Raw genomic sequence first — 20,629 nt, forward strand, 5'->3', positions numbered from 1 at the left:
CTCAGTCGACCCAGGTAAGGAAACGCGACAGGCGGATTTCGCCCGGCCAGCGCCAGATCTCCAGCGGGCTCGCGCCGCCGGCGATCGAGAAGAAGATGATGTTGGCGCGGCCCACGAGGTTCGCCTCCGGCACGAAACCGACGGTGAAGCGGCTGTCGGTGGAATTGTCGCGGTTGTCGCCCATCATGAAGTAATGGCCTTCCGGCACCACGAATTCGCGCGTGTTGTCGCCGATGGAATTGGGCGAAAGGTCGAGCGTCTCATAGGCAACGCCGTTGGGCAGCGTCTCGCGGTAGACGTCGACGGGCCGGTTCATCTCGGTGATGTCCGGATTGTTGATCTCGCCGATCTTCTCGCGCGGCACCGCCGTGCCGTTGATGTAGAGTTGCCCCTCGCGCATCTGGATGTGGTCGCCGGGCAGGCCGATCACGCGCTTGATGTAATCGAGCGAGGGATCGGGCGGATATTTGAAGACCACGACATCGCCGCGCTCGGGCGCCGATCCCCAGATGCGGCCGGAAAAGATCGGCGGGGAGAAGGGAAAGGAGTAGCGGGAAAAGCCGTAGGCCCATTTCGTGACGAAGAGATAGTCGCCTTCGAGCAGCGTCGGACGCATCGAGCCGGAGGGGATCGAGAAAGGCTGGAACAGGAAAGTCCTGATCACCAGGGCAAGCAGCAGCGCCTGGACGATCACGCTTACGGTTTCGCCCAGCCCGCCGGATTTCTTCTGTGATTTGTCAGCCACGCTCATCTCGTCCTCGGGTTCGGCCGCGCCGGCGGCCGCTTCGCGTTTCGTCTTATCGGCTCGAAGCCCGCGCGGCAATGCGCCGGGCGGCCGCATGCTCAGCTTCCTTGTTATTGCTCCGGAACGGCTTCGATGATGACGAAGGCCTGGGCAAGCGGGAAATCATCCGTGATGGTCAGATGGATGAGCGGCCGATGGCCGGCGGGGGTGAGAACCTTCAGCCGCTCGGCCGCACCACCGGTCAGATTCATCGTGGGCTTTCCGCCGGGCAGATTTATGACGCCCATATCGCGCCAGAAGACACCGCCGGAAAGGCCGGTGCCGAGCGCCTTCGCGCAGGCCTCCTTGGCGGCGAAGCGCTTGGCGTAGGAGGCCGCGCGCAGGCGCCTGCGGTCGGACTTGGCGCGTTCGATCTCCGTGAAGACGCGGCTCGTGAAGCGCTCGCCATGGCGCTCCAGCGTCTTCTCCACACGACGGATATCGATCAGGTCACTGCCGATGCCGATGATCATGAGGCCATTGCTCCAGCCTGTGCGGCCGCGCGCCGCCGCGCCCGCTCTGCAAGGCGCTTGCGCCGCTCCTCGTGGAAGGCGGCAGCGGCCCCACGCGTAAGCACGTACAGGACGAGCGCCGCGACGATGCCCAGCGGCAGCGAACCGATCGCCATCGGCTTCAGCAGAGGCTCCCAGAGCTTCTCGAATTCCAGGTGCCACAGAAGGTGGCCGACATCCTTTGGGCCGATGCTGGAGGGATGCTCGCCGCGCAGGATGAATTTGCCGAGACCGAGCGTCGCGCCCCAGATGAACGGGAAGGTGAGCGGATTGCCGATGAAGGTGCCAAAGGCGGAGGCGACCAGATTGCCGCGCAGAATCCAGGCAAGAGCCGCGGCGATGAGGAAATGGAAGCCCATGAAGGGGGTGAAGGAAGCAAAGACGCCGGCGGCGATCCCCGCCGCGATGGCGTGGGGCGTGGCGCTCAGGCGCAGCGTGCGCTTGACGAGATAGGCAACCGAGCGCTGAAGCGAGCGACGCGGCCAGAACGCCGTCTTCAGCCGTTCCCCGAGCGTCTCCTTTGTCCTGCGCTTGAACAACATTCCCGTCTTACCGCATCCCATTGCCCATGGCAGGCGTTCAACCAGCCCACGAGCTTAGCCCCACCGCGTTAACACCGTCTTCCGCCGCCCTTTATCTAAGCATGGACACTGCCGAAAAAAACAGGTTGAAACGCTTTGCCGCAAAGGCGATACGCAGGCGCCGCGGCGGAAATGAGACTACCCGTTCACCCGGTGCACGCTGCTCACGCAGCTCGTCTCGCGGAGCTGGGAGATCAAGCGGTTGAGGTGCTTCAGGTCCCAGACCTCCAGGTCGAACACCATCTCCGTGAAATCCGGTGCGGTGTGCTGCATGGAGAGCGTGTGGATGTTGGCATCGTTCGAGGCCACCACCTGGGCGATCGTTGCCAGCGAGCCCGGCTCGTTAATGGCGGTGACGGAAAGCCGCGCCGGAAAGCGCTCCTTCATGTTCTCGTCGATGTCCCAGCGCACATCGATCCAGCGCTCCGGCTGGTCGTCGAAAGCCGTGAGCGAGGGCGACTGGATCGGATAGATGGTGATGCCGGAGCCCGGCTGCAGGATGCCGACGATGCGGTCGCCCGGCACCGCCCCTTCCGGCGCGAAGCGCACCGGCAGGTCGCCGGAGACGCCGCGGATCGGCAGTGCGCCGTTCTCCCCCGGAACCGCCTCCTTGTTCCTGTCCTTCCGGCTGCGGCGCGAAGCCCGGCCGGGGATCTGGAAGAGCATGCCGGCGGCGTTGCGCAGGTTGAACCACCCCTCCTCCCGCTGCTTCGGATTTTGCGTGGTGACGCGCTCGTCCTTATAGTCGGGGAAGACCGCATGGACGACGTCCTGCGAGGTGATCTCGCCGCGTCCCACGGCCGCCAGCACATCCTCCACGTCCTTGCGGGCCAGCCGGTGCAGCACGGGCTTCAGCGCTTCCTTGCCGAAGGTCTTGCCGGCGCGCTCGAAGGCGCGTTCCAGGATACGGGTGCCGAGCCCCGAATACTGCTTGCGGATGGCGTTCCGCGTGGCGCGCCGGATCGCCGAGCGGGCCTTGCCGGTGACGACGACCGATTCCCAGGCGGCGGGCGGCACCTGGGCCTTGGAGCGGATGATCTCCACCTCGTCGCCGTTCTTCAGCTCCGTCATCAGCGGCATGATGCGGCCGTTGACCTTGGCGCCCACGCAGGTGTCGCCGATATCTGTATGCACCGCATAGGCGAAGTCGATGGGCGTTGCGCCGCGCGGCAACGCGATCAGCCGGCCCTTGGGCGTGAAGCAGAAGACCTGGTCCTGGAAGAGCTCCAGCTTGGTGTTCTCCAGGAATTCTTCCGGGTTGTCACCTTCCGAAAGCTGCTCGATGGTGTGGCGCAGCCATGCATAGGCGTTGGTGTCCTTGGATATCTGGTGCCCCTGCCCGTTCGGCTTGGAGCCGAAATCCTTGTAGAGCGAATGGGCCGCCACGCCATATTCGGCGATGGTGTTCATCTCCTGCGTGCGGATCTGCAATTCCACACGCTGGCGCGAAGGGCCGACGATGGTGGTGTGGATCGAGCGGTAATCGTTCTGCTTGGGCGTGGAGATGTAGTCCTTGAAGCGGCCGGGAACCAACGACCATGTCGTGTGGATCGCGCCCAGCGCGCGGTAGCAGTCCTCCACCGTGTCGACCACGACGCGGAAGCCGAAGATGTCGGAAAGCTGCTCGAAGGAGAGTGCCTTCGCCTCCATCTTGCGGAAGACGGACCAGGGTTTCTTCTGGCGGCTTTTCACCACCGCCTTGATCTTGTACTTTTCGAAGAGCTTCGCCAGCGCCTCCTCGATCTCGCCGATCACGCCGCGGTTGCGCTCCATGAGATTGGCGAGCCTTTCGGTCACCGCGTGGAAAGCCTCCGGGTTGATGTAGCGGAAGGCGAGCTCCTCGAGCTCCTCGCGCATGTCCTGCATGCCCATGCGGCCGGCGAGCGGCGCATAGATGTCCATCGTCTCCTCGGCGATGCGCAGCCGCTTGTGTACGGGCATGTGGTCGAGCGTGCGCATATTGTGCAGCCGGTCCGCCAGCTTCACCAGGAGAACCCGCACGTCCTCGGAGATGGCCAGAAGCAGCTTGCGCAGATTCTCCGCCTGCTCGGCCTTGGAGGAGACGAGGTCGAGCTTCTTGAGCTTGGTGAGGCCCTCCACCAGCGCACCGATCTCCGGGCCGAAGAGCTCGTCGATCTCGGCGCGCGTGGCCGTCGTGTCCTCGATCGTGTCGTGGAGCAGCGCCACCGCGATCGTGGCCTCGTCGAGATGCATGTCGGTCAGGATCGCGGCGACTTCCAGCGGGTGGGAGAAATAGGGGTCGCCCGAGGCGCGCTTCTGGTGGCCATGCTTCTGCATGGCGTAGACATAGGCCTTGTTCAGGAGCGCTTCGTTCACGTCAGGCTTGTAGCGCTGCACACGCTCGACAAGCTCGTACTGACGCATCATGGACGGCTTCTCCCCAAAGTCTGCGGATGGCTATCCTCGCCTCCGCCGATCGCCAATGTCGACGGTCTGCGGAGATAGTCGCGCAGGCTGCCGTCTCCCCCCTGGCGGGGGAGAGAACAAATTCCCGGGCTTAGCGAGGCCAAGTCCCCGGAATTTGCAGGAGAGAGGGCCGACGGCATGGCAACACCCTAATCTCGACAGGCTTGGCTGGAACGCAAAACATGCGCCGCATCAGGCATGCGGCGCATGTCGAAATCTGCCCGGAGAATGTCCCCTGCGCGGCGCCTCGGAAGGACGCCGGCGCAAAAATGCCGATCAGAAGTCGTCGTTCTTCTCCGGTGGAACGAGGCCCTCGATGCCGGCAAGCAGTTCGTCCTCGCTCATGCGGTCGAAGGCGATGTTCTCCTCGGGAGCCAGATCGACGTCCGGCGTCTCTTCCGGCTGGGTGGTGATCGCGGGCAGATCCGCCTCGGGCTCGTCCACCTCCACGTGCTTCTGCAGCGAGTGGATCAGAGCCTCCTTGAGGTCGCCCGGAGACAGCGTTTCGTCGGCGATCTCGCGAAGCGCCACGACGGGGTTCTTGTCGTTGTCGCGATCGATGGTGATCTGCTCGCCCTGCGAGATCTGCCGCGCGCGATGGCTGGCGAGGAGAACCAGATCGAAGCGGTTCTCGACCTTGTCGATGCAGTCCTCAACGGTTACACGGGCCATAGTCTGCCCCTTTCATTCACATGAAATTTCCGGAAACTGCGCGGTCCATAGCTTTTCCGCGCAGAAAACACAACACCCATGGCGGCTCGCCTCAACCCGTTGCGGCCGGTCACTCACCCGCGCAACGGCTTCAAAGCAGGCCCGCACGTCGTTAGCAGTTTTTTCTCTCCTACAATTTAAATGGCATTGGCATGAAAACAAGTCCGCACTATGTCAACAGGAGATAGAACCGACGTTGTCCCCGTTGAATTGGCGCGTCGCGGCTATTCCTACGCAGCGATTGCCACGAAGGATATTTGAGCATGTTTGATCCCCGCGAGAAGATCGCGATGTTTATAGACGGCGCAAATCTTTACGCCACGTCGCGGTCGCTGGGCTTCGACATAGACTACAGAAAGCTTCTGGCAAGCTTCCACAAGCGCGCCTACCTCCTGCGCGCCTATTACTATACCGCCCTTGTGGAGGATCAGGAATACTCCTCCATCCGCCCGCTGATCGACTGGCTCGACTACAACGGATACAAGGTCGTGACCAAGCCGGCCAAGGAGTTCACCGATTCCACCGGCCGCCGGAAGATCAAGGGCAATATGGACATCGAGCTCGCCATCGATGCGCTGGAGCTCGCTGACGTCGTCGACCATTACGTGATCTTCTCCGGCGACGGCGATTTCCGCACCCTGGTGGAGGCACTGCAGCGCAAGGGCCGCAAGGTGAGCATCGTCTCGACCATCCAGTCGCAGCCGCCGATGATCTCCGACGAATTGCGCCGCCAGGCGGACCACTTCATCGACCTCGCCTCGCTGCAGTCCGACGTGGGCCGCGACCCGAGCGAACGCCCGGCGCGGCGCGCGGAGCCTGCCGGCACCGAGGAAAACGAAGCCGAATGAGTTTCGCCTCGAGCGGCATGGAGCCGCCCCGCGGCTGCGCCCTCTGCCCCCGTCTTCACAATTTCATCGCCGACTGGCGGCAGCGCGAGCCGGAGTGGTTCAACGCGCCCGTCCCGACCTTCCTCCCGGAAGGCGGCGATGAAGCCGTCGAGCTTCTGATCGTGGGGCTGGCGCCGGGCCTGCGCGGCGCCAACCGGACGGGCCGTCCCTTCACGGGAGACTACGCCGGCACCCTGCTCTACGCGACCTTGACGCGGTTCGGCTTTGCGGAAGGGCGCTTCGACGCGCGGCCGGACGACGGGCTCAAGCTCGTCGACGCGGCCATCACCAATGCCGTGCGATGCGTGCCGCCTGACAACAAGCCGGAAACCGGCGAGATCCGCACCTGCCGCGAAAATTTCCTGGTGCCCACCATCAACCGCTTCCCGAACCTCAAGGCCATCGTCACGCTCGGCAAGATCGCCCATGATTCGACCGTGCGCGCGCTCGGCCAGCGCCTTAAAGCCGTGCCCTTCATCCACGGGGCCGAGGAGCAGGTCGGCCCCGTCCGCGTCTTCTCCAGCTATCACTGCTCCCGCTACAACACGAACACCGGTGTGTTGACGGAAGAGATGTTCGTGGAGGTGTTCAGGAGGGTGAGCGCGTTTTTGGCAGCGAATAGCGAATAGCGAATTACGAGTCGTAACGGGCGGCTCGCTGTCGACCGCCCTACTCGCTACTCCCTGTTCGCTATTCGCTTCTTCACCCCCTCTCCTTCAGCAGCCTCGCCTGCTCCCGGTTCCAGTCGCGCTGCTTCAGGGTCTCGCGCTTGTCGTGCAGCTTCTTGCCGCGCGCGACGGCGAGCTGCAGCTTGGCGATGCCGCGCTCGTTGAAGTAGAGCTTGAGGGGCACCATGGTCATGCCCTCGCGCTCCACCGCCTGCGCCATGCGCGCGATCTCCTTCTTGGAAAGGAGCAGCTTGCGGCGGCGGCGCGGCTCATGGTTGAAGCGGTTGCCGGCGAAATATTCCGGGATATGGGCGTTGATCAGCCAGATCTCGCCGCCCTCCACGGAAGCATAGGATTCCTGGATGTTGGCGTGCCCCTCGCGCAGCGACTTCACCTCCGTGCCCGCAAGCACGAGGCCCGCCTCCAGCGTGTCCATCACCTCATAGGCGAAGCGCGCCTTGCGATTGTCGGCAACCGTCCTGGTGTTCGTGTTCTTGTCTTTGGCCATGGGCAGGGAAATGCGCGCGAATGCGCGTCAGTTCAAGAGGCCCGCATGCTTCATCGCCGCATCGATCTTCTCAGCGGTGGAAGCCTCTACGGTGACGAGCGGCAGGCGAACGGCGTTCTCCACCTTCCCAAGGCGCGACAGCGCATATTTGGAACCGCAGAGTCCCGGCTCGATGAACAGCGCCTTGTGCAGCGGCATCAGCCGGTCCTGGAGGACAAGCGCCTTCTCCCTGTCGCCGTTGAGCGAGGCTTCCTGGAACTCGGCGCAAAGCCGGGGCGCCACATTGGCCGTCACCGAGATGCATCCCACCCCGCCATGCGCGTTGAAGCCGAGCGCGGAGGCATCCTCGCCGGAAAGCTGGATGAAATCCTTGCCACAGGTGATCCGCTGTTCCGACACACGCTCCACCTTTCCGGTGGCGTCCTTCACGCCCACGACGTTCCTGAAGTCGCGGGCAAGCCGCCCCATCGTCTCGGGCGCCATGTCGATGACCGAGCGCGGCGGGATGTTGTAGATGAAGATCGGCAGGCCTGTGGCCCGCGCCACGGCCGCGAAATGTTCGTAGAGCCCCTGCTGGTTGGGCTTGTTGTAATAGGGCGTGACGACGAGGACTGCATCCGCCCCCACCTTCTCCGCATGCTCCACGAAGCCGATCGCCTCGCGCGTCGAGTTCGAGCCCGCGCCGGCGATCACGGGCACGCGCCTCGCCGCAACCTCCACGCACAGGCGCACCACCTCGCGGTGCTCCTCATGGGTGAGCGTGGGCGACTCGCCCGTCGTGCCGACGGGCACCAGCCCGGTCGTGCCCTCCGCGATCTGCCATTCCACCAGGCTCGCGAACGCCTCTTTGTCCAGGCTTCCATCCTGGCGGAACGGCGTCACCAGCGCGGTCATGGAACCCCTGAACATCGAGAAATCTCCGATCTCCTCTCGGGCGGCGCCTGCGGCAGTTCCGGGCGCGGCCACACCAACTGTTTAGCCACATTACTGCGGAATTGCAGACGAAAGGTTTCCAGCCGGCTGCAAAATGCACGGGAACCCCGCATCCCGGCGGAGACCATCGCGCGCTTCTATCCGATCCGCACGGGCCACACCACAGAATTTTAGGGGCACAGGCCTGCGCCCTAATCTTGCCACGCCGGGTTGCAAATGGGGAATTCGTACAGTGCCACCTTTTGCGATAACGTTCGGTTAAGGAGCGTTTCACCCTCGGGCGGGTAAAAAGGAGGCGGGCGGATTTGCCTTGCGAAGCGGATTCGCTCCGGAGAAAAGCCCGGAACACACGGGGTTGTCGATGAGGAAAGCCGCGCTTACAGCGCTCGCGCTCGTGTTCCTTCACGGGGCGGGCGCCCAGGCCTTCGAACTGCCGGCGGATGCGCCCTTGCCGGAACCGCGCCCATACGCACCGCTGGACAAGGCATCGGCGGTGGCGTCCATTCCCTTTTCCGCGGGGCTGCTGCTGGAGAAGAACCTCGCCACGCTCAAAGAGGGGCTCGACGCGCTCGCCAGGGGCGATGCCGCAGACGCCATGAAGGCGCGCGATGCGGCGGCGTCCGGTTCGCTCGACCGCCACATCCTCAGCTGGGCTATCGCCATGTCGGGGGCCGCTCCGAGCGCCGAGATCACCGCGGCCGCCGACGAGCTTTCCGGCTGGCCCGGCCTGGCGCGGCTGCGCGCCAACGGCGAGCGTGCGCTCTATCGCGAGAATCCGCCCGCACGCGACGTCGTCGCCGCCTTCGCCGACACGTCCCCCACCACCTATTACGGTACGGTGGCGCTTGCCCGCGCGCATGTGGCGCTCGGCGATGTGGAGGCCGCGCGCGCGGTGCTTTCCCCCTTCTGGCGCGATGAGAAGCTCGAAGCCGCGCAGGAGACCGCGATCCTGAAAGAATTCGGCGATCTCATCGCCGTGTCGGATCATCGCCACCGCATGGAGCGCATGCTCTATGAGGACCGGATCCGCTCGGCCGAGCGGGTGGCTGCGCGCGCCGGCGCGGAGGCGCTCACCAAGGCGTGGGCGGCGGTCATCCGCGGCGAGAAGAACGCCGGAAAGCTGCTCGAAGCCGTGCCGGCCGACCAGCGCTCGGCGGGCTATCACTTCGCGAAAGCGCGCTATCTGCGCCGGGCGGGCAAGTTCGACGAGGCGGCAAAGGCGATCCTCGCCGCCCCGCGCGACGCATCCATGCTGATCGACGCCGACGAATGGTGGTTCGAGCGGCGCGTGCTCTCGCGCGAGCTTCTGGACCACGGCGACCCGCGCACCGCCTACCGCGTTGCCGCCGCCCATTCCGGCGGCAGCGAAGCGAGCCGCGCGGATGCCGCCTTCCATGCCGGCTGGTATGCGCTGCGCGAATTGAAGGAGCCCGAGACGGCCTCCCGCCACTTCGCCCGGATCGCGGAAATCGCCGACGGGCCGATCTCGAAGGCGCGCGCCTATTACTGGCTCGCCCGTGCGGCCGATGCCGGCGGGCCGGGCAGCGCCGTCGCCTATTATGAGCAGGCCGCCGCCTACGGCACCGCCTTCTACGGCCAGCTTGCGGCGGCGCATCTGGGGCGCAGCACCATCTCCGCCCGCTCTCCCGAGCCGACCGCTACGGACCGCAAGACCTTCGCGGCTCGGGAAGCCGTCCATGCCATCGAACGGCTGGAGAGGGCCGGCGGCGAACGGTGGGCCGGGATGCTCTACCGCGATCTCGCCCGCGAGCTTTCCAGCACGGGCGAACTCGCCCTGCTCGCGGCCAAGGCGGAACGCCGGGGCGACCACTACCTGGCGCTGCGGATGGGCAAGATCGCGGCCGGGCGCGGCCTTGATATCGGCGCGCTGGCGCACCCGCTGGGCGCCATACCGGAAAAGGCCTCGATCTCCGGCGCGGGCAAGGCGCTCGCCTATGCGATTGCCCGGCAGGAGAGCGAGTTCAATGCCGGCGCGGTCTCGGGTGCCGGCGCGCGCGGGCTGCTGCAGCTCATGCCCGCCACGGCCCGATCGATGGCCAAGAAGGAGGGACTGCCCTTCTCCGCGACGCGGCTCACCTCCGATGCCGGCTATAACGCAACGCTTGGCGCGGCCTATCTGAGCGAGCAGCTGGAGCGGTTCGACGGCTCCTACATCCTCACCTTCGTGGGCTACAATGCCGGCCCCGGCCGCGCCAATGACTGGATCGAGCGCTATGGCGATCCGCGCGGCCAGCCCATCGAGGCGGTGGTGGACTGGATCGAGCGCATCCCTTTCACCGAGACGCGCAACTATGTGCAGCGCGTGATGGAGAACTATCAGGTCTACAAGATGCGGCTCACCGGCCGCTTCGACATCGTGAACGATCTGGTGGACGGCCGAGGCTAGCGCAAGGCCGGCGGGGCTCCCCCTGGAGCGAATTGCATTCGGGGGTGACCATCCGGACGGGCCGACGCCCTTCGCGCCTCCCGCTCGCTCGCCGGCCATCTCCCCACGAGGAAGGCGATCAGCCGTCGCGACAACTGTCGCAGACCGCAACAGAAGAGAACCGATCCAGGAAGCTGTCGGACGCCCCCCCTTCAAGAGGGATGGCCGGGCAGACCTTATCATCCCCATTCGGAACGATTCCATTTCGGAAGATAAACACCTCACCGGCACCCATCGTCACCAGCGAAGCGCCTCAAAAGAAAAACCCGGCGGGCAAGCCCGCCGGGTCTTCAAGCTTCTGCTCTAACCGAGATTAGAACTTGCGGTCGAACCGCAGGAAGCCGTGCCACTGGTCGAGATCGCCCGTGGGCAGGTCGAAGCTCGTGTAGTTGACGGCCAGCTTGGCTGTGAAGTTCTCCACGATCGCGTAATCGAGCGTGGCGCCGGCGCGGAGAGCGTCGACCTCGCCGCCGTAGAAGGCGGTGCCGGCGTCATGACCGACATTGCTGAAGTACTGGGCGCCGAGCGAGGCCTTGAAGCGCGGGTTGAACTTGTAGCCGATGAGACCGCCGGCCGACCACTCGGCACCCTCGCGGAAGCCCTCAAGGATCGTGCCGCCGAAGAAGTCGCCGCCCGTGGCGTCGTCCGGATCAACCGAGTAGAAGTTGATGCCGCTCTCATAGGTACCGATCGCCTCGAGCCAGAGAGCCTGGGTGAGGTTCGCGGCGGCGATGGCCTTGATCGCGAACTCCTCAGCGGTGGCGTCATAGGCGCCCCACACGTTCACGCCGCCCCAGCCCTGGGCGAAGCCGACCTTACCGACGACATTCGGCGTCCAGTCGTAGCCTTCGTCGACCTCTTCGAGAGCCACCGCGGCCTGGAAGCCGTTGGCGCCGTCGAAGGTGTAACGGATGAAGTGGACGCGGGGGTCGCTTGGACGGTCGAACTCACCTGAAAGGCCGGCAGCATAGAGGGTGTCGGCGATACCCATGGAGAGACCGCCCAGCGCGATGATCGCCTGCTGCACGCGCGAGGTCGCCGAGGTGACGTCGTAAGAGAGGTACTCGCCCTCGTTCACGAGCGGGCCGACATACTCCGGATAGTCCGTGCCGGACTGGAAGCGCAGCTCGATGAAGCCACCCAACGTGCCGTATTCGGTCTCGGAACGGGCGTCGAGCGTCACCGTGGCGCGCGCCATCTTGCGCCAGCCTTCCTGCTCGGAGATGTCGCCGTCGGAGTAGCCGATCTCGTAACGGACATAGCCGCCGATCTTCAGGCAGGTCTCGGTCCCCGGGATGTAGAAGAAGCCTGCGCCGTAGACGTCGCAGACGCGCACGTATTCCATCGGCTCCGGCTCCGGAACGACGATGGCATCGGCCGCCTGGGCGCCCGTCGCGACTGCTGAGAGAGCCGCGGAGCCAATCAGAAGGCTCTTGATGTTCATTTCTGACCTCCAGTCAAAGTTCTAAAGAAAGGGTCTGGGTATCTTTTGCTGAAGGACAGCGTTCCCTGCCCCATCCCCAACGTGTGAAAAGTTGCGCCCCTGGCGCCCCTTCTCCGTGGCTGACATTACCGATGGCGCGTCCTTGTTCAACCGTCATTGCCGCCATGGCCGGGGTTGGACGATGCTATGCAAAGAACCTGTTGCACAAAAGCCACGATACTGCGGCCGGCGTTAGCAATCTGGTAAGGATATCCGCCCGGTTCGTCCTTGCAAGCCACCTGAATCACGCACCAGACGCGCGGCAAGAACACGAATCATGGTGATCCGGGCCGGCCTCTATCCTCGCCGATTCGACCTGCGGGATCGCCGGCCGGAACGGGAATGCGACGATCTGTAAGATTCGCCGGATGCTCTCGCACGGGGCCGGCCGGTTTTCCCCGTGCCCGGGCCCTTCCCCCGCCTTGCATTCGCTGGGGGTTGCCGCTATGTCCGGATACCGGAGAGGTGGCCGAGTGGTCGAAGGCGCTCCCCTGCTAAGGGAGTAGGCCCCAAAAGGGCCTCGTGGGTTCGAATCCCATCCTCTCCGCCATTTTTGCCATACTTTGCAGGACTTCTGCATGGCTTTCAGGATCACCTGCCTTTCTAAAAATAATGGAATGCGGCGGGATGAGATGCTCTGAAACGACAAGGAGCCATCTTCGAGGCGACTCTGTGTGTTTAAGGCGAGGGCTGCGGAAGATATGCAAGCGTCTGCCGGATCATGTCATCAACATACCCAATGGCCGCGTTCATGCTTGGACGGTAGAGAGTCGGGTGGGCGCACTGGTTGCGCAGCGATAGCTGTCCATCAAGAATTCGGAGCTTGGCCTTGGTCGTGAATTTCACGTCCTTCGCAACGGTCAGAAATTGCGACTCCGCAACTAATTCCTTCAGTTCCGCGAGGTCTTTGAACGCCCACTTCGGGCGCGCGGCCCGGATGTCGGCTTCATGCTTTTGAAAACACACTTCGGAAAACACATGGAAGTGCCCCGCCCAAGCTAAAACGATGCCCGACCGGTACAGTTCGTTTTCGAGGCATGAGATTGCTTCGCTGAAATAATCCTGCACGTCCACAGGAGTCCCGGAAAGATGTTTTGAGAGATCCTCCAAAAGCACTATGCGCGATGCTGCGCTTTCATGCTTTGCCAGAACATTGTGCGCCGCCCGCCGCGCCCCGCTGACTCGGGTGGCCCAATCCTCAAGCCCCATCGGTCAATCCCTCGGACTGAGGAGATGTTCGCGGAGAGCCTTAAACAGTTTCTCGTACACCTCCGCATTCTCGGTTTCCGGAAGGTGTAGCTGAATATTGATCGCAATCTGTGGGGTGAGATTCGCGTTATTGGGAATTGCCGGCAAGGTGGGAGGGAGCGTGCCCACCCCATTCTCATCCTCGGTTTCCTCCGTCGCAGAGGCGTCTGAGGAAACGGCTGTCGGCTTGACGTCCGCAAGCGATTCTTTAGCTGGGGCAGCGGACACTACCAGCTTGCCATTTTCCTCCTCAAGCAGCTTTGCTGCGAGCAATACATCAACAACGCAGCGAGCCCCCGTTTTATTGCCCGAGGTGTTTTTCTGACCAGATACATACAGCACATGATCGGAGAAATCTCTCTCAGTCATGCCGCCTTTAATGCGAACGGTGGTAACGAGCCCAGATACTTTCTCGTTGCCCTGGACAGCTTCCTTCCAGTAATTCCGAGCATCTTCAACTTGCTTATGGTCGAGCGCGCGGCCAAGCTTCTTACCCAACTCGGTGGCACTCTTTTTCATTCCACCTGTGATGAGGCCGACGTCGGTCAGGAATTTGTTGTTCCTGCTAATGACCGTCTTATGAATTCCTGTAAGCCTAGCCAAGTTATCCAGCGATGCCTGGTCAGGAGCACTGCTGTACCCCTTCATGATTTTTTGGACTTCCTCGAACGAGGAACCCGGTAGGTTAAATTCGGTAGCCACTGACGCCCCCCAGCGTGAATTGATGATTGCGCAATTTTGGAGCAGTTTCAGTCAACCTACAAGAATTCTGTTTTTGAATAGCGCCACATTCCCTTGCCCAAGCGGACGCCATCATTGCCCGGTGCGGGAGGAGTTGAACAAGGCCGACGCGCCTAGCTCCGAAACGCCTAAGATCGTCGGAACCATCCACATTAAGGAGGGGCATAGAGGGCTATAGCGTAGACGTAGTTCTCCGTTTCGCCGTTCTCGGCCCGCCATCCTGCCTCGCTTTCCGAGCTTCGCAGGATTGGCAGGGTTCCATAAGAATCCGCGCCCGCGTGCACCACGTCCCGGCGTTGAAGATTTGAGCGTGTCGCACGCGCAAACCACAGCGCCTCTGGAAAATCGCTCCTGCCCGGACAAATACCGTCCTCGAAGGTTCGTTGCTCTTTTTTTCGGGAACAAATACCGTCCTCGGACGTTCGATGCTCTTTTCATGCCGAGAGATGTGATGGACGATTCCACAGTCGCGTTCGAGCCTCCGACACCGCACGACTCCATCGAGTCCGCAGCCCTCCTGGAGGCGCTGCCGATCGGCGTCTACTGCTGCGCAGCGGACGGCCGCATCACCCGGTTCAACCGCAAGGCCGCCGAGTTGTGGGGGCGAACGCCCAGGATCGGCGACACGGATGAGCGCTTCTGCGGCGCCCATGCACTCTTCCTGCCCGACGGCAGCCCGCTGCCGCACGACAAGACACCCATGGCGGACGTCCTGCGCGACCACCAGCCGGCAAAGGACCTGCGCGTGATCGTGGAGCGCCCGGACGGCACGCGCGTCACCGCGCTCGTCAATATCGATCCGCTGTTCGACGCGGGCGGGAATTTCGCCGGAGCGATCAACTGCTTCCAGGACATCTCGCAGCTCGCGGAGGCCCAGGAGGAGTTCCAGCGCAGCAAGGACGATCTCGACGACTTCTTCGAGAATGCCGCCATCGGCCTGCACGTGGTGGCCCAGGACGGCACCATCCTGCGCGCCAACCGGGCGGAGCTCGACATGCTCGGCTATGAGCGGTCCGAGTATATCGGCCGGCACATCGCCGACTTCCACGCCGACGAGCCCGTGATCGCGGATATATTGAACCGGCTGTCGAGCGGAGAGGCGCTGGACCGCTATCCCGCCAGGCTCAGGGCGAAGGACGGCTCCATCCGCCACGTGCTCATCACGTCGAACGGCTGCTTCCGCGACGGAATCTTCTTGCGCACCCGCTGCTTCACCCAGGACGTGACGAAGACGAAACTCGCCGAGGAGAGAATCCGCGAGAGCGAACTGCGTTTCCGCAACGTGCTCGAAAGCATTCCGCTGGCGATCTTCACGACCGATGCCGATGGCATCGTCACCTATTTCAATCGCGCGGCGGCGGCGCTGGCCGGCCGCGAGCCGCAGGTCGGCGTCGACCGCTACTCCATCTTCTGGCGCATCCGCACGACCGAGGGCGAGCCGCTCGCCCCGGACGACATACCGCTCGCCCGCGCCCTGCGCGAGAAGACGGCCGTCGACGGGATCGAGCTTATAGGGGAGCGCCCCGACGGCAGCACGGTCCGCTACATGCCGCATCCCGCGCCCCTCTTCGATGCGCAGGGGCGCCTGACGGGCGCCGTCAACCTCCTCGAAGACATTACCCGGCGCCACGAGGCGGAGATGGAATCGGCGCATCTGGCGGCCATCGTCGCCTCCTCCAGCGACGCCATCGTCAGCAAGACGCTGCAGGGCATCGTCAGGTCCTGGAATGCCGGCGCGGAACACGTCTTCGGCTACACGGCGGACGAGATCGTCGGCCGGCCGATCACCACCATCATCCCGCCGGAACTCTACAGCGAGGAAGAAGAGATACTGTCCCGGCTCCAGCGCGGCGAACCGATCAGGACGCTCGAGACGGAGCGCATCCGCAAGGATGGCCGGCGCATCGACGTCTCCCTCACCGTTTCACCCGTGCACGACCGAACGGGCAGGGTCATCGGCGCGTCGAAAGTGGCGCGTGACATCACCGACCGCAAGCGCGTCGAACAACTCCAGCGCCTCCTCATCGGCGAGCTCAACCATCGGGTCAAGAACACGCTCGCCACCGTGCAGTCCATCGCCAACCAGACGGTGCGGCTGGCCAGCAGCCCGGCAGAGTTCGCCACGAGCTTCAGCGGCAGGATCCGCGCGCTTGCCCGCATGCACGACGTGCTCACCCACAATTCCTGGCAGGGCGCCGACGTCGGGATCCTGCTCAGAGATCAGCTTCTGCTCGGCGAGGCCGAGGATGAGCGGATCGTGCTTTCCGGCCCGTCGCTGACGCTCGATCCGCAGCCCGCGCTGCATCTGGCGCTGGTGCTGCACGAGCTTGGCACCAATGCCCGCAAATACGGCTCCCTTTCCGTGCCGGAAGGTCGTCTGTCGGTGGACTGGGAGGTGAAAAGCGCGGCCGGGAGCAGCCTTCTCCTCGTCTGGCAGGAGAGCGGCGGTCCGCCCGTGGAGGTCCCCACCAGGCGCGGTTTCGGCACGTCGCTGATCGAGAAGAGCCTCGCAGCCCATGGCGGCGAGGTCTCCATCCATTACCGCGCCGAGGGCGTGCGGTGCGAGATCATGCTGCCGATCCCCGATCGCGCGCAGCCGCAAGGCGGCGGCTTCATGGACCCGCTCAAGGCGATGTCCCCCCGCGCCCGCACGGAGAAGGAAGCCCTTCCCGATCTCGGCGGCAAGCGCGTGCTCGTCGTGGAGGACGAATCGCTCATCGCCATGGACATCGCCTCCACGCTCTCGGAGGCGGGCTGCATCGTCGTGGGACCGGCCGCCACGCCGGAAAAGGCGCACCAACTCATCGCGGAAGGCGGCTACGATGCGGCCCTGCTCGACGCCAACCTGTCAGGCGAGCAGGTGGGCGATCTCGCCGCGGAACTCACCCGCCGGGGCGTCCCGTTTTCGTTCCTGACCGGCTATGAGCGCGACGGGCTTCCGGAGGCCTTCCGTCATGCCCCGATGATCGGCAAGCCCTTCATGCGTCAGGATGCGCTCGCCATGATCGCCCGGCTCACGGCCACGGAGGGAAAGGTCGTCCCCATTCGACAGAAGAAGAGCTGACCGTCAACGGCTCCGGACGGGAGGTTGCGGGCCAGCCTCCGCCGCGGCGAAAGGTTCGTCAGGCTCGCTCAGATAGAACAGCCACCATCGTCGTCGGGATCAGCGGGTCGAGGTTTCGGCCCGTCATCTTTGCATGCGCCGGCTCCACAAAGACTTCGTCGGCCCGTATGCTCACCGGATCACGCCCGTCCGGTTCCAGAGCGAAAGATGTGAGACGCCTTCATGCCCAGCCGCCCTTCCCTCACCCTGCTTGTCGAAAGCCTGCCGGCCACGGTCCCCTTCGTCGGCCCGGAGACGCAGGAGCGTACCCGCGGCCGGCCGTTCCGGGCGCGGCTCGGCGCCAACGAGAACGGCTTCGGCCCCTCGCCGCGGGTGGTGGAGACGATGCGGGCAGCCGCGCCGGAGATGTGGAAATACGGCGATCCGGACAGTTTCGAGCTCAGGCAGGCGCTCTCCGCCATTCTCGGCGTGCCGGCGCAGAATCTCACGGTGGGCGAAGGCATAGACGGGCTGCTCGGACTCGTTGTGCGCCAATATGTGCAGCCGGGGGATCCCGTGGTCACCTCGCTCGGCGCCTATCCCACCTTCAACTACCACGTGGCGGGCTTCGGCGGCCGGCTCGTCACCGTGCCCTACGAGAGCGACCGGGAAAGCCTGGACGGGCTTCTCGAGGCGGCACGGCGCGAGGATGTCCGCATCGTCTATCTCTCCAATCCCGACAATCCCATGGGCACCTGGTGGGAGGCAGGCGAGATCGAGCGCTTCATCGCCGCGCTTCCCGAAACCACGCTGCTCGTGCTCGACGAGGCCTATAGCGAGACGGCGCCCGCCTCCGCCCTTCCGCCGCTCGACCCTTCGCGGCCCAATGTGCTGCGCATGCGCACCTTCTCCAAGGCCTACGGGCTCGCGGGCCTGCGCTGCGGCTATGCGATCGGCGAGGCCGAGGTCATCCGCGCCTTCGACAAGGTGCGCAATCATTTCGGCATCACGCGCATGACGCAGGCGGCGGCGCTTGCCGCGACCGCCGACCAGGCGCATCTGCGCTGGGTTATCGATTCCGTCGACGCATGCCGCCGGCGCATCGCCGGCATCGCCGAGGCGCACGGCCTTCTCCCCCTTCCCTCCGCCACGAATTTCGTGACGATCGACTGCCGCGGGGACGGCGCCTTCGCCATGCGGGTGCTCCAGGCGCTCGGCGAGCGCGACGTCTTCGTGCGCAAGCCCATGGCTCCCCGCCTCGACCGTTGCATCCGCGTGAGCGTGGCGCCTGAGGCCGAGATCGCGGTTTTCGAAGAGGAACTGGGCGCGGCGCTGGAGGCGGCGCGGCGGGGCTGATCTTGTCCGGGCCGCAGCAAGACCCGGAGCGAAGGTTCTGCGCGTTTGCCGCGGTTTCAATGGCTAGGTGTCCGAGCAGACCCCATCCGCACCGGCCCGCGCCGAGCGGCTCGCCAGACGCCGCTCGAAATCATCTGCCACATCGGCGACGGTGATCGTCCCGAACCGCGCCATGAGCAAGGCCTCTGCCTCGCCCAACGTCTTTTCCATACGCGCGTCCACCGCCTGCTCGACAAGGCAGTCGGGATGATCGGCATGTGGACCGATGCTGAACAGCGGCGGTTCGCCGATGGCCCGATAGACGTCCAGCAGCGTAATGGCGTCCAGGCTGCAGGCCAGCTCCCAACCTCCGCCATGGCCCTTTTCGGAGGTGACGTAGCCTTTTTCGCGCAGGCCGGACATCATCCGGCGCACCACGACGGGATTCGTTCCCAGCATCCTGGAGATCTCCTCCGAGGTGGCGCGCTCAACGTGCCGGTCCATGTGTATCAGCACATGGAGCATGCGGGACATGCGGCTGTCGCGTGGCATCGGTTCCGTCCTTTCCGGTTCGCACCGATATGTAGCACCGCGCTTTTCTCGTAACAATGTGAGTTTTATGAGTTGACGACCTCCGGGCAGTTCACGTAACTTAATAAGATGCATAACCGGAGTATTTTCATGGTTTTCGATGTCCTCATTGTCGGTGGGAGCTTCGCCGGGCAGGCGGCGGCCTTGCAGCTGGGCCGCGCCCGGCGACGCGTTCTGCTGGTGGACGCCGGGCGTCCCCGCAACCGCTTTGCCCACGCCTCGCACGGGTTTCTCGGGCAGGATGGGCAGCCACCGTCCGCCATCATCGCGACGGCCGCTCAGCAGCTTGCCGCCTATGGGACGGTGGAGCGCTATGAAGGCGAAGCCGTGGATGCGGCTCCAGTCGATCAAGGGTTCCGCGTGTCGCTGACGAATGGCCGGGAAGAGGTCGCCAAGCGCCTCATCCTTGCAACGGGCGTCCGGGACATTCTGCCCGCGCTTCCTGGTCTGCAAGAACGCTGGGGGATCAGCGTTCTGCACTGTCCCTACTGCCATGGCTACGAACTGGATCAGCGCCCTCTGGGCGTTCTGGTCAGCGGCGACACGGCCCTCCATCAGGCCATGCTGGTGCCGGACTGGGGACCGACAACGCTGTTCACCCAGGGCATTTTCGTGCCCACGCCGGACCAACAGGCAGGTCTCGCGGCGCGCGGCGTGACGATCGAGCCGACACCGGTGGCGGAACTTCTCGGCGCAAGCCCCGCGCTCGAGGCCGTCCGCCTTGCCGATGGCAGAACGGTCGAACTCTGCGGCCTGTTCGTCGCGCCGCAGACGGTGCCCGCGAGCGACCTGGCGGAAAGGCTCGGCTGCGCCTTCAAGGACGGTCCGACCGGACCGTTCATCGCCGTGGACGGCCGGCAGCAGACCTCCGTGCCCGGTGCCTTCGCCGCGGGGGATGCAGCCAGCCCGATGGCGAACGCGACGCTCGCTGCCGCCGCCGGCGTCATGGCGGCAGGCGGCGCCCATCACTCGTTGATCCATGGCTATGAGGAGCGCGCACAAAAATGAGCAAGGGAATTGAGGATATGCAAGGGACGGACGCCGAACGGTTCTGGGAAGAACGCTACCGGGGCTCTTCACCCGGATCGAGCGGCAAGCCCGGAATGGCGCTCCAGCAATGCGCCCAACCCCTGATGCCCGGGCGCGCGCTGGAACTCGGCTGCGCCAGGGGCGACGATGCCGTCTGGCTGGCACGCCAGGGCTGGACGGTCGTCGCGGTGGACATCTCGTCCACGGCGCTTGGCTATGCTGCAGCCAACGCGCGGCGCGCCGGCGTGGAAGACCGCATCACCTTCGAGCAGCACGACCTGTCGGAGTCCTTTCCGCAAGGGCAGTTCGGACTTGTCACCGCAAGCTTCCTGCAATCACCTGTCGCGTTTCCACGCGCGGCCGTTCTGAGGCGGGCCGCGGGGGCCGTTGCGCCGGGTGGGCACCTGCTCATCGTCGAACATGCCTCCCGCTCACCGTGGTCCTCGGCGCCGCCCGACATGCATTTTCCCGACGCCGAAGCGTCGCTGGCCTCTCTCGCGCTGAGCGACCGGGACTGGGCCCGTCTGCGCGTCGACACCGTCGAGCGACAAGCCACGGGGCCGAACGGCCAGACAGCCATGGTCCGCGACAACGTAATCTTTCTCGGCCGAATCTGAATGCAGGAGACAAGGGCGCAAACGAAAAGCGCGCCGCGAATGCGGGTCATGCATCCAACGTCCGCACTGCCTGCCAGCCGGCTCA

18 protein-coding genes and 1 tRNA gene are annotated in these 20,629 nt (G+C 64.5%); 8 read left to right on the forward strand and 11 right to left on the reverse strand.

What is annotated here, in order from left to right; all coding sequences use genetic code 11:
- Position 1: 1 nt before the first annotated feature.
- The 5 genes from lepB to rpoZ form a co-directional block, all read right to left on the reverse strand.
- On the reverse strand, positions 2-751 hold the full coding sequence (lepB, locus tag PVE73_RS16345; RefSeq protein WP_277367481.1) for a signal peptidase I: 750 nt from the start codon (positions 749-751) through the stop codon (positions 2-4).
- A gap of 104 nt (positions 752-855) precedes the next feature.
- Positions 856-1,257, reverse strand: a complete 402-nt coding sequence (gene acpS / locus PVE73_RS16350) for a holo-ACP synthase (RefSeq protein WP_277363259.1) — start codon at positions 1,255-1,257, stop codon at positions 856-858.
- Complete coding sequence (locus PVE73_RS16355) at positions 1,254-1,838, reverse strand: DUF2062 domain-containing protein (RefSeq protein ID WP_277363260.1); 585 nt, start codon at positions 1,836-1,838, stop codon at positions 1,254-1,256. Before PVE73_RS16355 ends, acpS begins: the two co-directional genes overlap by 4 nt.
- A gap of 177 nt (positions 1,839-2,015) precedes the next feature.
- Positions 2,016-4,265, reverse strand: coding sequence for a bifunctional (p)ppGpp synthetase/guanosine-3',5'-bis(diphosphate) 3'-pyrophosphohydrolase (locus PVE73_RS16360; RefSeq protein WP_277363261.1), 2,250 nt, complete (start codon positions 4,263-4,265; stop codon positions 2,016-2,018).
- Positions 4,266-4,580: 315 nt separating this feature from the next.
- Positions 4,581-4,976, reverse strand: coding sequence for a DNA-directed RNA polymerase subunit omega (gene rpoZ, locus PVE73_RS16365; protein WP_277363262.1), 396 nt, complete (start codon positions 4,974-4,976; stop codon positions 4,581-4,583).
- Between the two features lie 302 nt (positions 4,977-5,278).
- Between rpoZ and PVE73_RS16370 the strand changes: the two genes are divergently transcribed.
- Both PVE73_RS16370 and PVE73_RS16375 read left to right on the forward strand, forming a co-directional pair.
- Positions 5,279-5,863 carry an NYN domain-containing protein gene (locus tag PVE73_RS16370; RefSeq protein WP_277363263.1) on the forward strand — a complete coding sequence of 195 codons (585 nt, stop codon included), beginning with the start codon at positions 5,279-5,281 and terminating at the stop codon, positions 5,861-5,863.
- Positions 5,860-6,531 (forward strand): uracil-DNA glycosylase, encoded by a 672-nt coding sequence (locus PVE73_RS16375; RefSeq protein ID WP_277363264.1) that lies wholly within the window; start codon positions 5,860-5,862, stop codon positions 6,529-6,531. Before PVE73_RS16370 ends, PVE73_RS16375 begins: the two co-directional genes overlap by 4 nt.
- 73 nt (positions 6,532-6,604) lie before the next feature.
- Here PVE73_RS16375 and smpB read toward each other — a convergent pair whose 3' ends face one another.
- Entirely contained in the window at positions 6,605-7,078 is a 474-nt protein-coding gene (gene smpB, locus PVE73_RS16380; protein WP_277363265.1) for an SsrA-binding protein SmpB, read from the reverse strand.
- Between the two features lie 27 nt (positions 7,079-7,105).
- Positions 7,106-7,987: a 4-hydroxy-tetrahydrodipicolinate synthase gene (gene dapA / locus PVE73_RS16385; protein WP_277363266.1), complete on the reverse strand. Its 882-nt coding sequence runs from the start codon at positions 7,985-7,987 to the stop codon at positions 7,106-7,108.
- Positions 7,988-8,372: 385 nt separating this feature from the next.
- Between dapA and PVE73_RS16390 the strand changes: the two genes are divergently transcribed.
- Complete coding sequence (locus tag PVE73_RS16390) at positions 8,373-10,418, forward strand: lytic transglycosylase domain-containing protein (RefSeq protein WP_277363267.1); 2,046 nt, start codon at positions 8,373-8,375, stop codon at positions 10,416-10,418.
- A 352-nt stretch (positions 10,419-10,770) separates the two neighbouring features.
- Here the strand turns inward: PVE73_RS16390 and PVE73_RS16395 are convergent, their stop codons facing one another.
- Positions 10,771-11,901, reverse strand: a complete 1,131-nt coding sequence (locus PVE73_RS16395) for a porin (RefSeq protein ID WP_277363268.1) — start codon at positions 11,899-11,901, stop codon at positions 10,771-10,773.
- A gap of 498 nt (positions 11,902-12,399) precedes the next feature.
- On the opposite strand from PVE73_RS16395, the gene PVE73_RS16400 reads away from it, so the two are divergent.
- A tRNA-Ser gene (locus PVE73_RS16400) sits at positions 12,400-12,490 on the forward strand.
- Between the two features lie 128 nt (positions 12,491-12,618).
- On the opposite strand, the gene PVE73_RS16405 is transcribed toward PVE73_RS16400, so the two are convergent.
- Positions 12,619-13,149, reverse strand: coding sequence for a hypothetical protein (locus tag PVE73_RS16405; protein WP_277363269.1), 531 nt, complete (start codon positions 13,147-13,149; stop codon positions 12,619-12,621).
- Between the two features lie 3 nt (positions 13,150-13,152).
- Positions 13,153-13,890 carry a hypothetical protein gene (locus PVE73_RS16410; protein ID WP_277363270.1) on the reverse strand — a complete coding sequence of 246 codons (738 nt, stop codon included), beginning with the start codon at positions 13,888-13,890 and terminating at the stop codon, positions 13,153-13,155.
- Between the two features lie 490 nt (positions 13,891-14,380).
- Between PVE73_RS16410 and PVE73_RS16415 the strand changes: the two genes are divergently transcribed.
- Both PVE73_RS16415 and PVE73_RS16420 read left to right on the forward strand, forming a co-directional pair.
- Positions 14,381-16,993 (forward strand): PAS domain S-box protein, encoded by a 2,613-nt coding sequence (locus tag PVE73_RS16415; RefSeq protein ID WP_277363271.1) that lies wholly within the window; start codon positions 14,381-14,383, stop codon positions 16,991-16,993.
- Positions 16,994-17,215: 222 nt separating this feature from the next.
- Complete coding sequence (locus PVE73_RS16420; protein WP_277363272.1) at positions 17,216-18,328, forward strand: pyridoxal phosphate-dependent aminotransferase; 1,113 nt, start codon at positions 17,216-17,218, stop codon at positions 18,326-18,328.
- A 63-nt stretch (positions 18,329-18,391) separates the two neighbouring features.
- On the opposite strand, the gene PVE73_RS16425 is transcribed toward PVE73_RS16420, so the two are convergent.
- The gene (locus PVE73_RS16425) at positions 18,392-18,859 is read right to left on the reverse strand and encodes an Rrf2 family transcriptional regulator (RefSeq protein ID WP_277363273.1); all 468 of its coding nucleotides are present in this window, start codon (positions 18,857-18,859) and stop codon (positions 18,392-18,394) included.
- A gap of 129 nt (positions 18,860-18,988) precedes the next feature.
- Between PVE73_RS16425 and PVE73_RS16430 the strand changes: the two genes are divergently transcribed.
- Positions 18,989-19,906: an NAD(P)/FAD-dependent oxidoreductase gene (locus PVE73_RS16430; RefSeq protein ID WP_277363274.1), complete on the forward strand. Its 918-nt coding sequence runs from the start codon at positions 18,989-18,991 to the stop codon at positions 19,904-19,906.
- The gene (locus PVE73_RS16435; protein ID WP_277363275.1) at positions 19,903-20,544 is read left to right on the forward strand and encodes a class I SAM-dependent methyltransferase; all 642 of its coding nucleotides are present in this window, start codon (positions 19,903-19,905) and stop codon (positions 20,542-20,544) included. The genes PVE73_RS16430 and PVE73_RS16435 overlap by 4 nt, the downstream gene beginning before the upstream one ends.
- The last annotated feature ends 85 nt before the right edge of the window (positions 20,545-20,629 follow it).

The organism is Chelativorans sp. AA-79, from assembly GCF_029457495.1.
Lineage (GTDB): Bacteria > Pseudomonadota > Alphaproteobacteria > Rhizobiales > Rhizobiaceae > Chelativorans.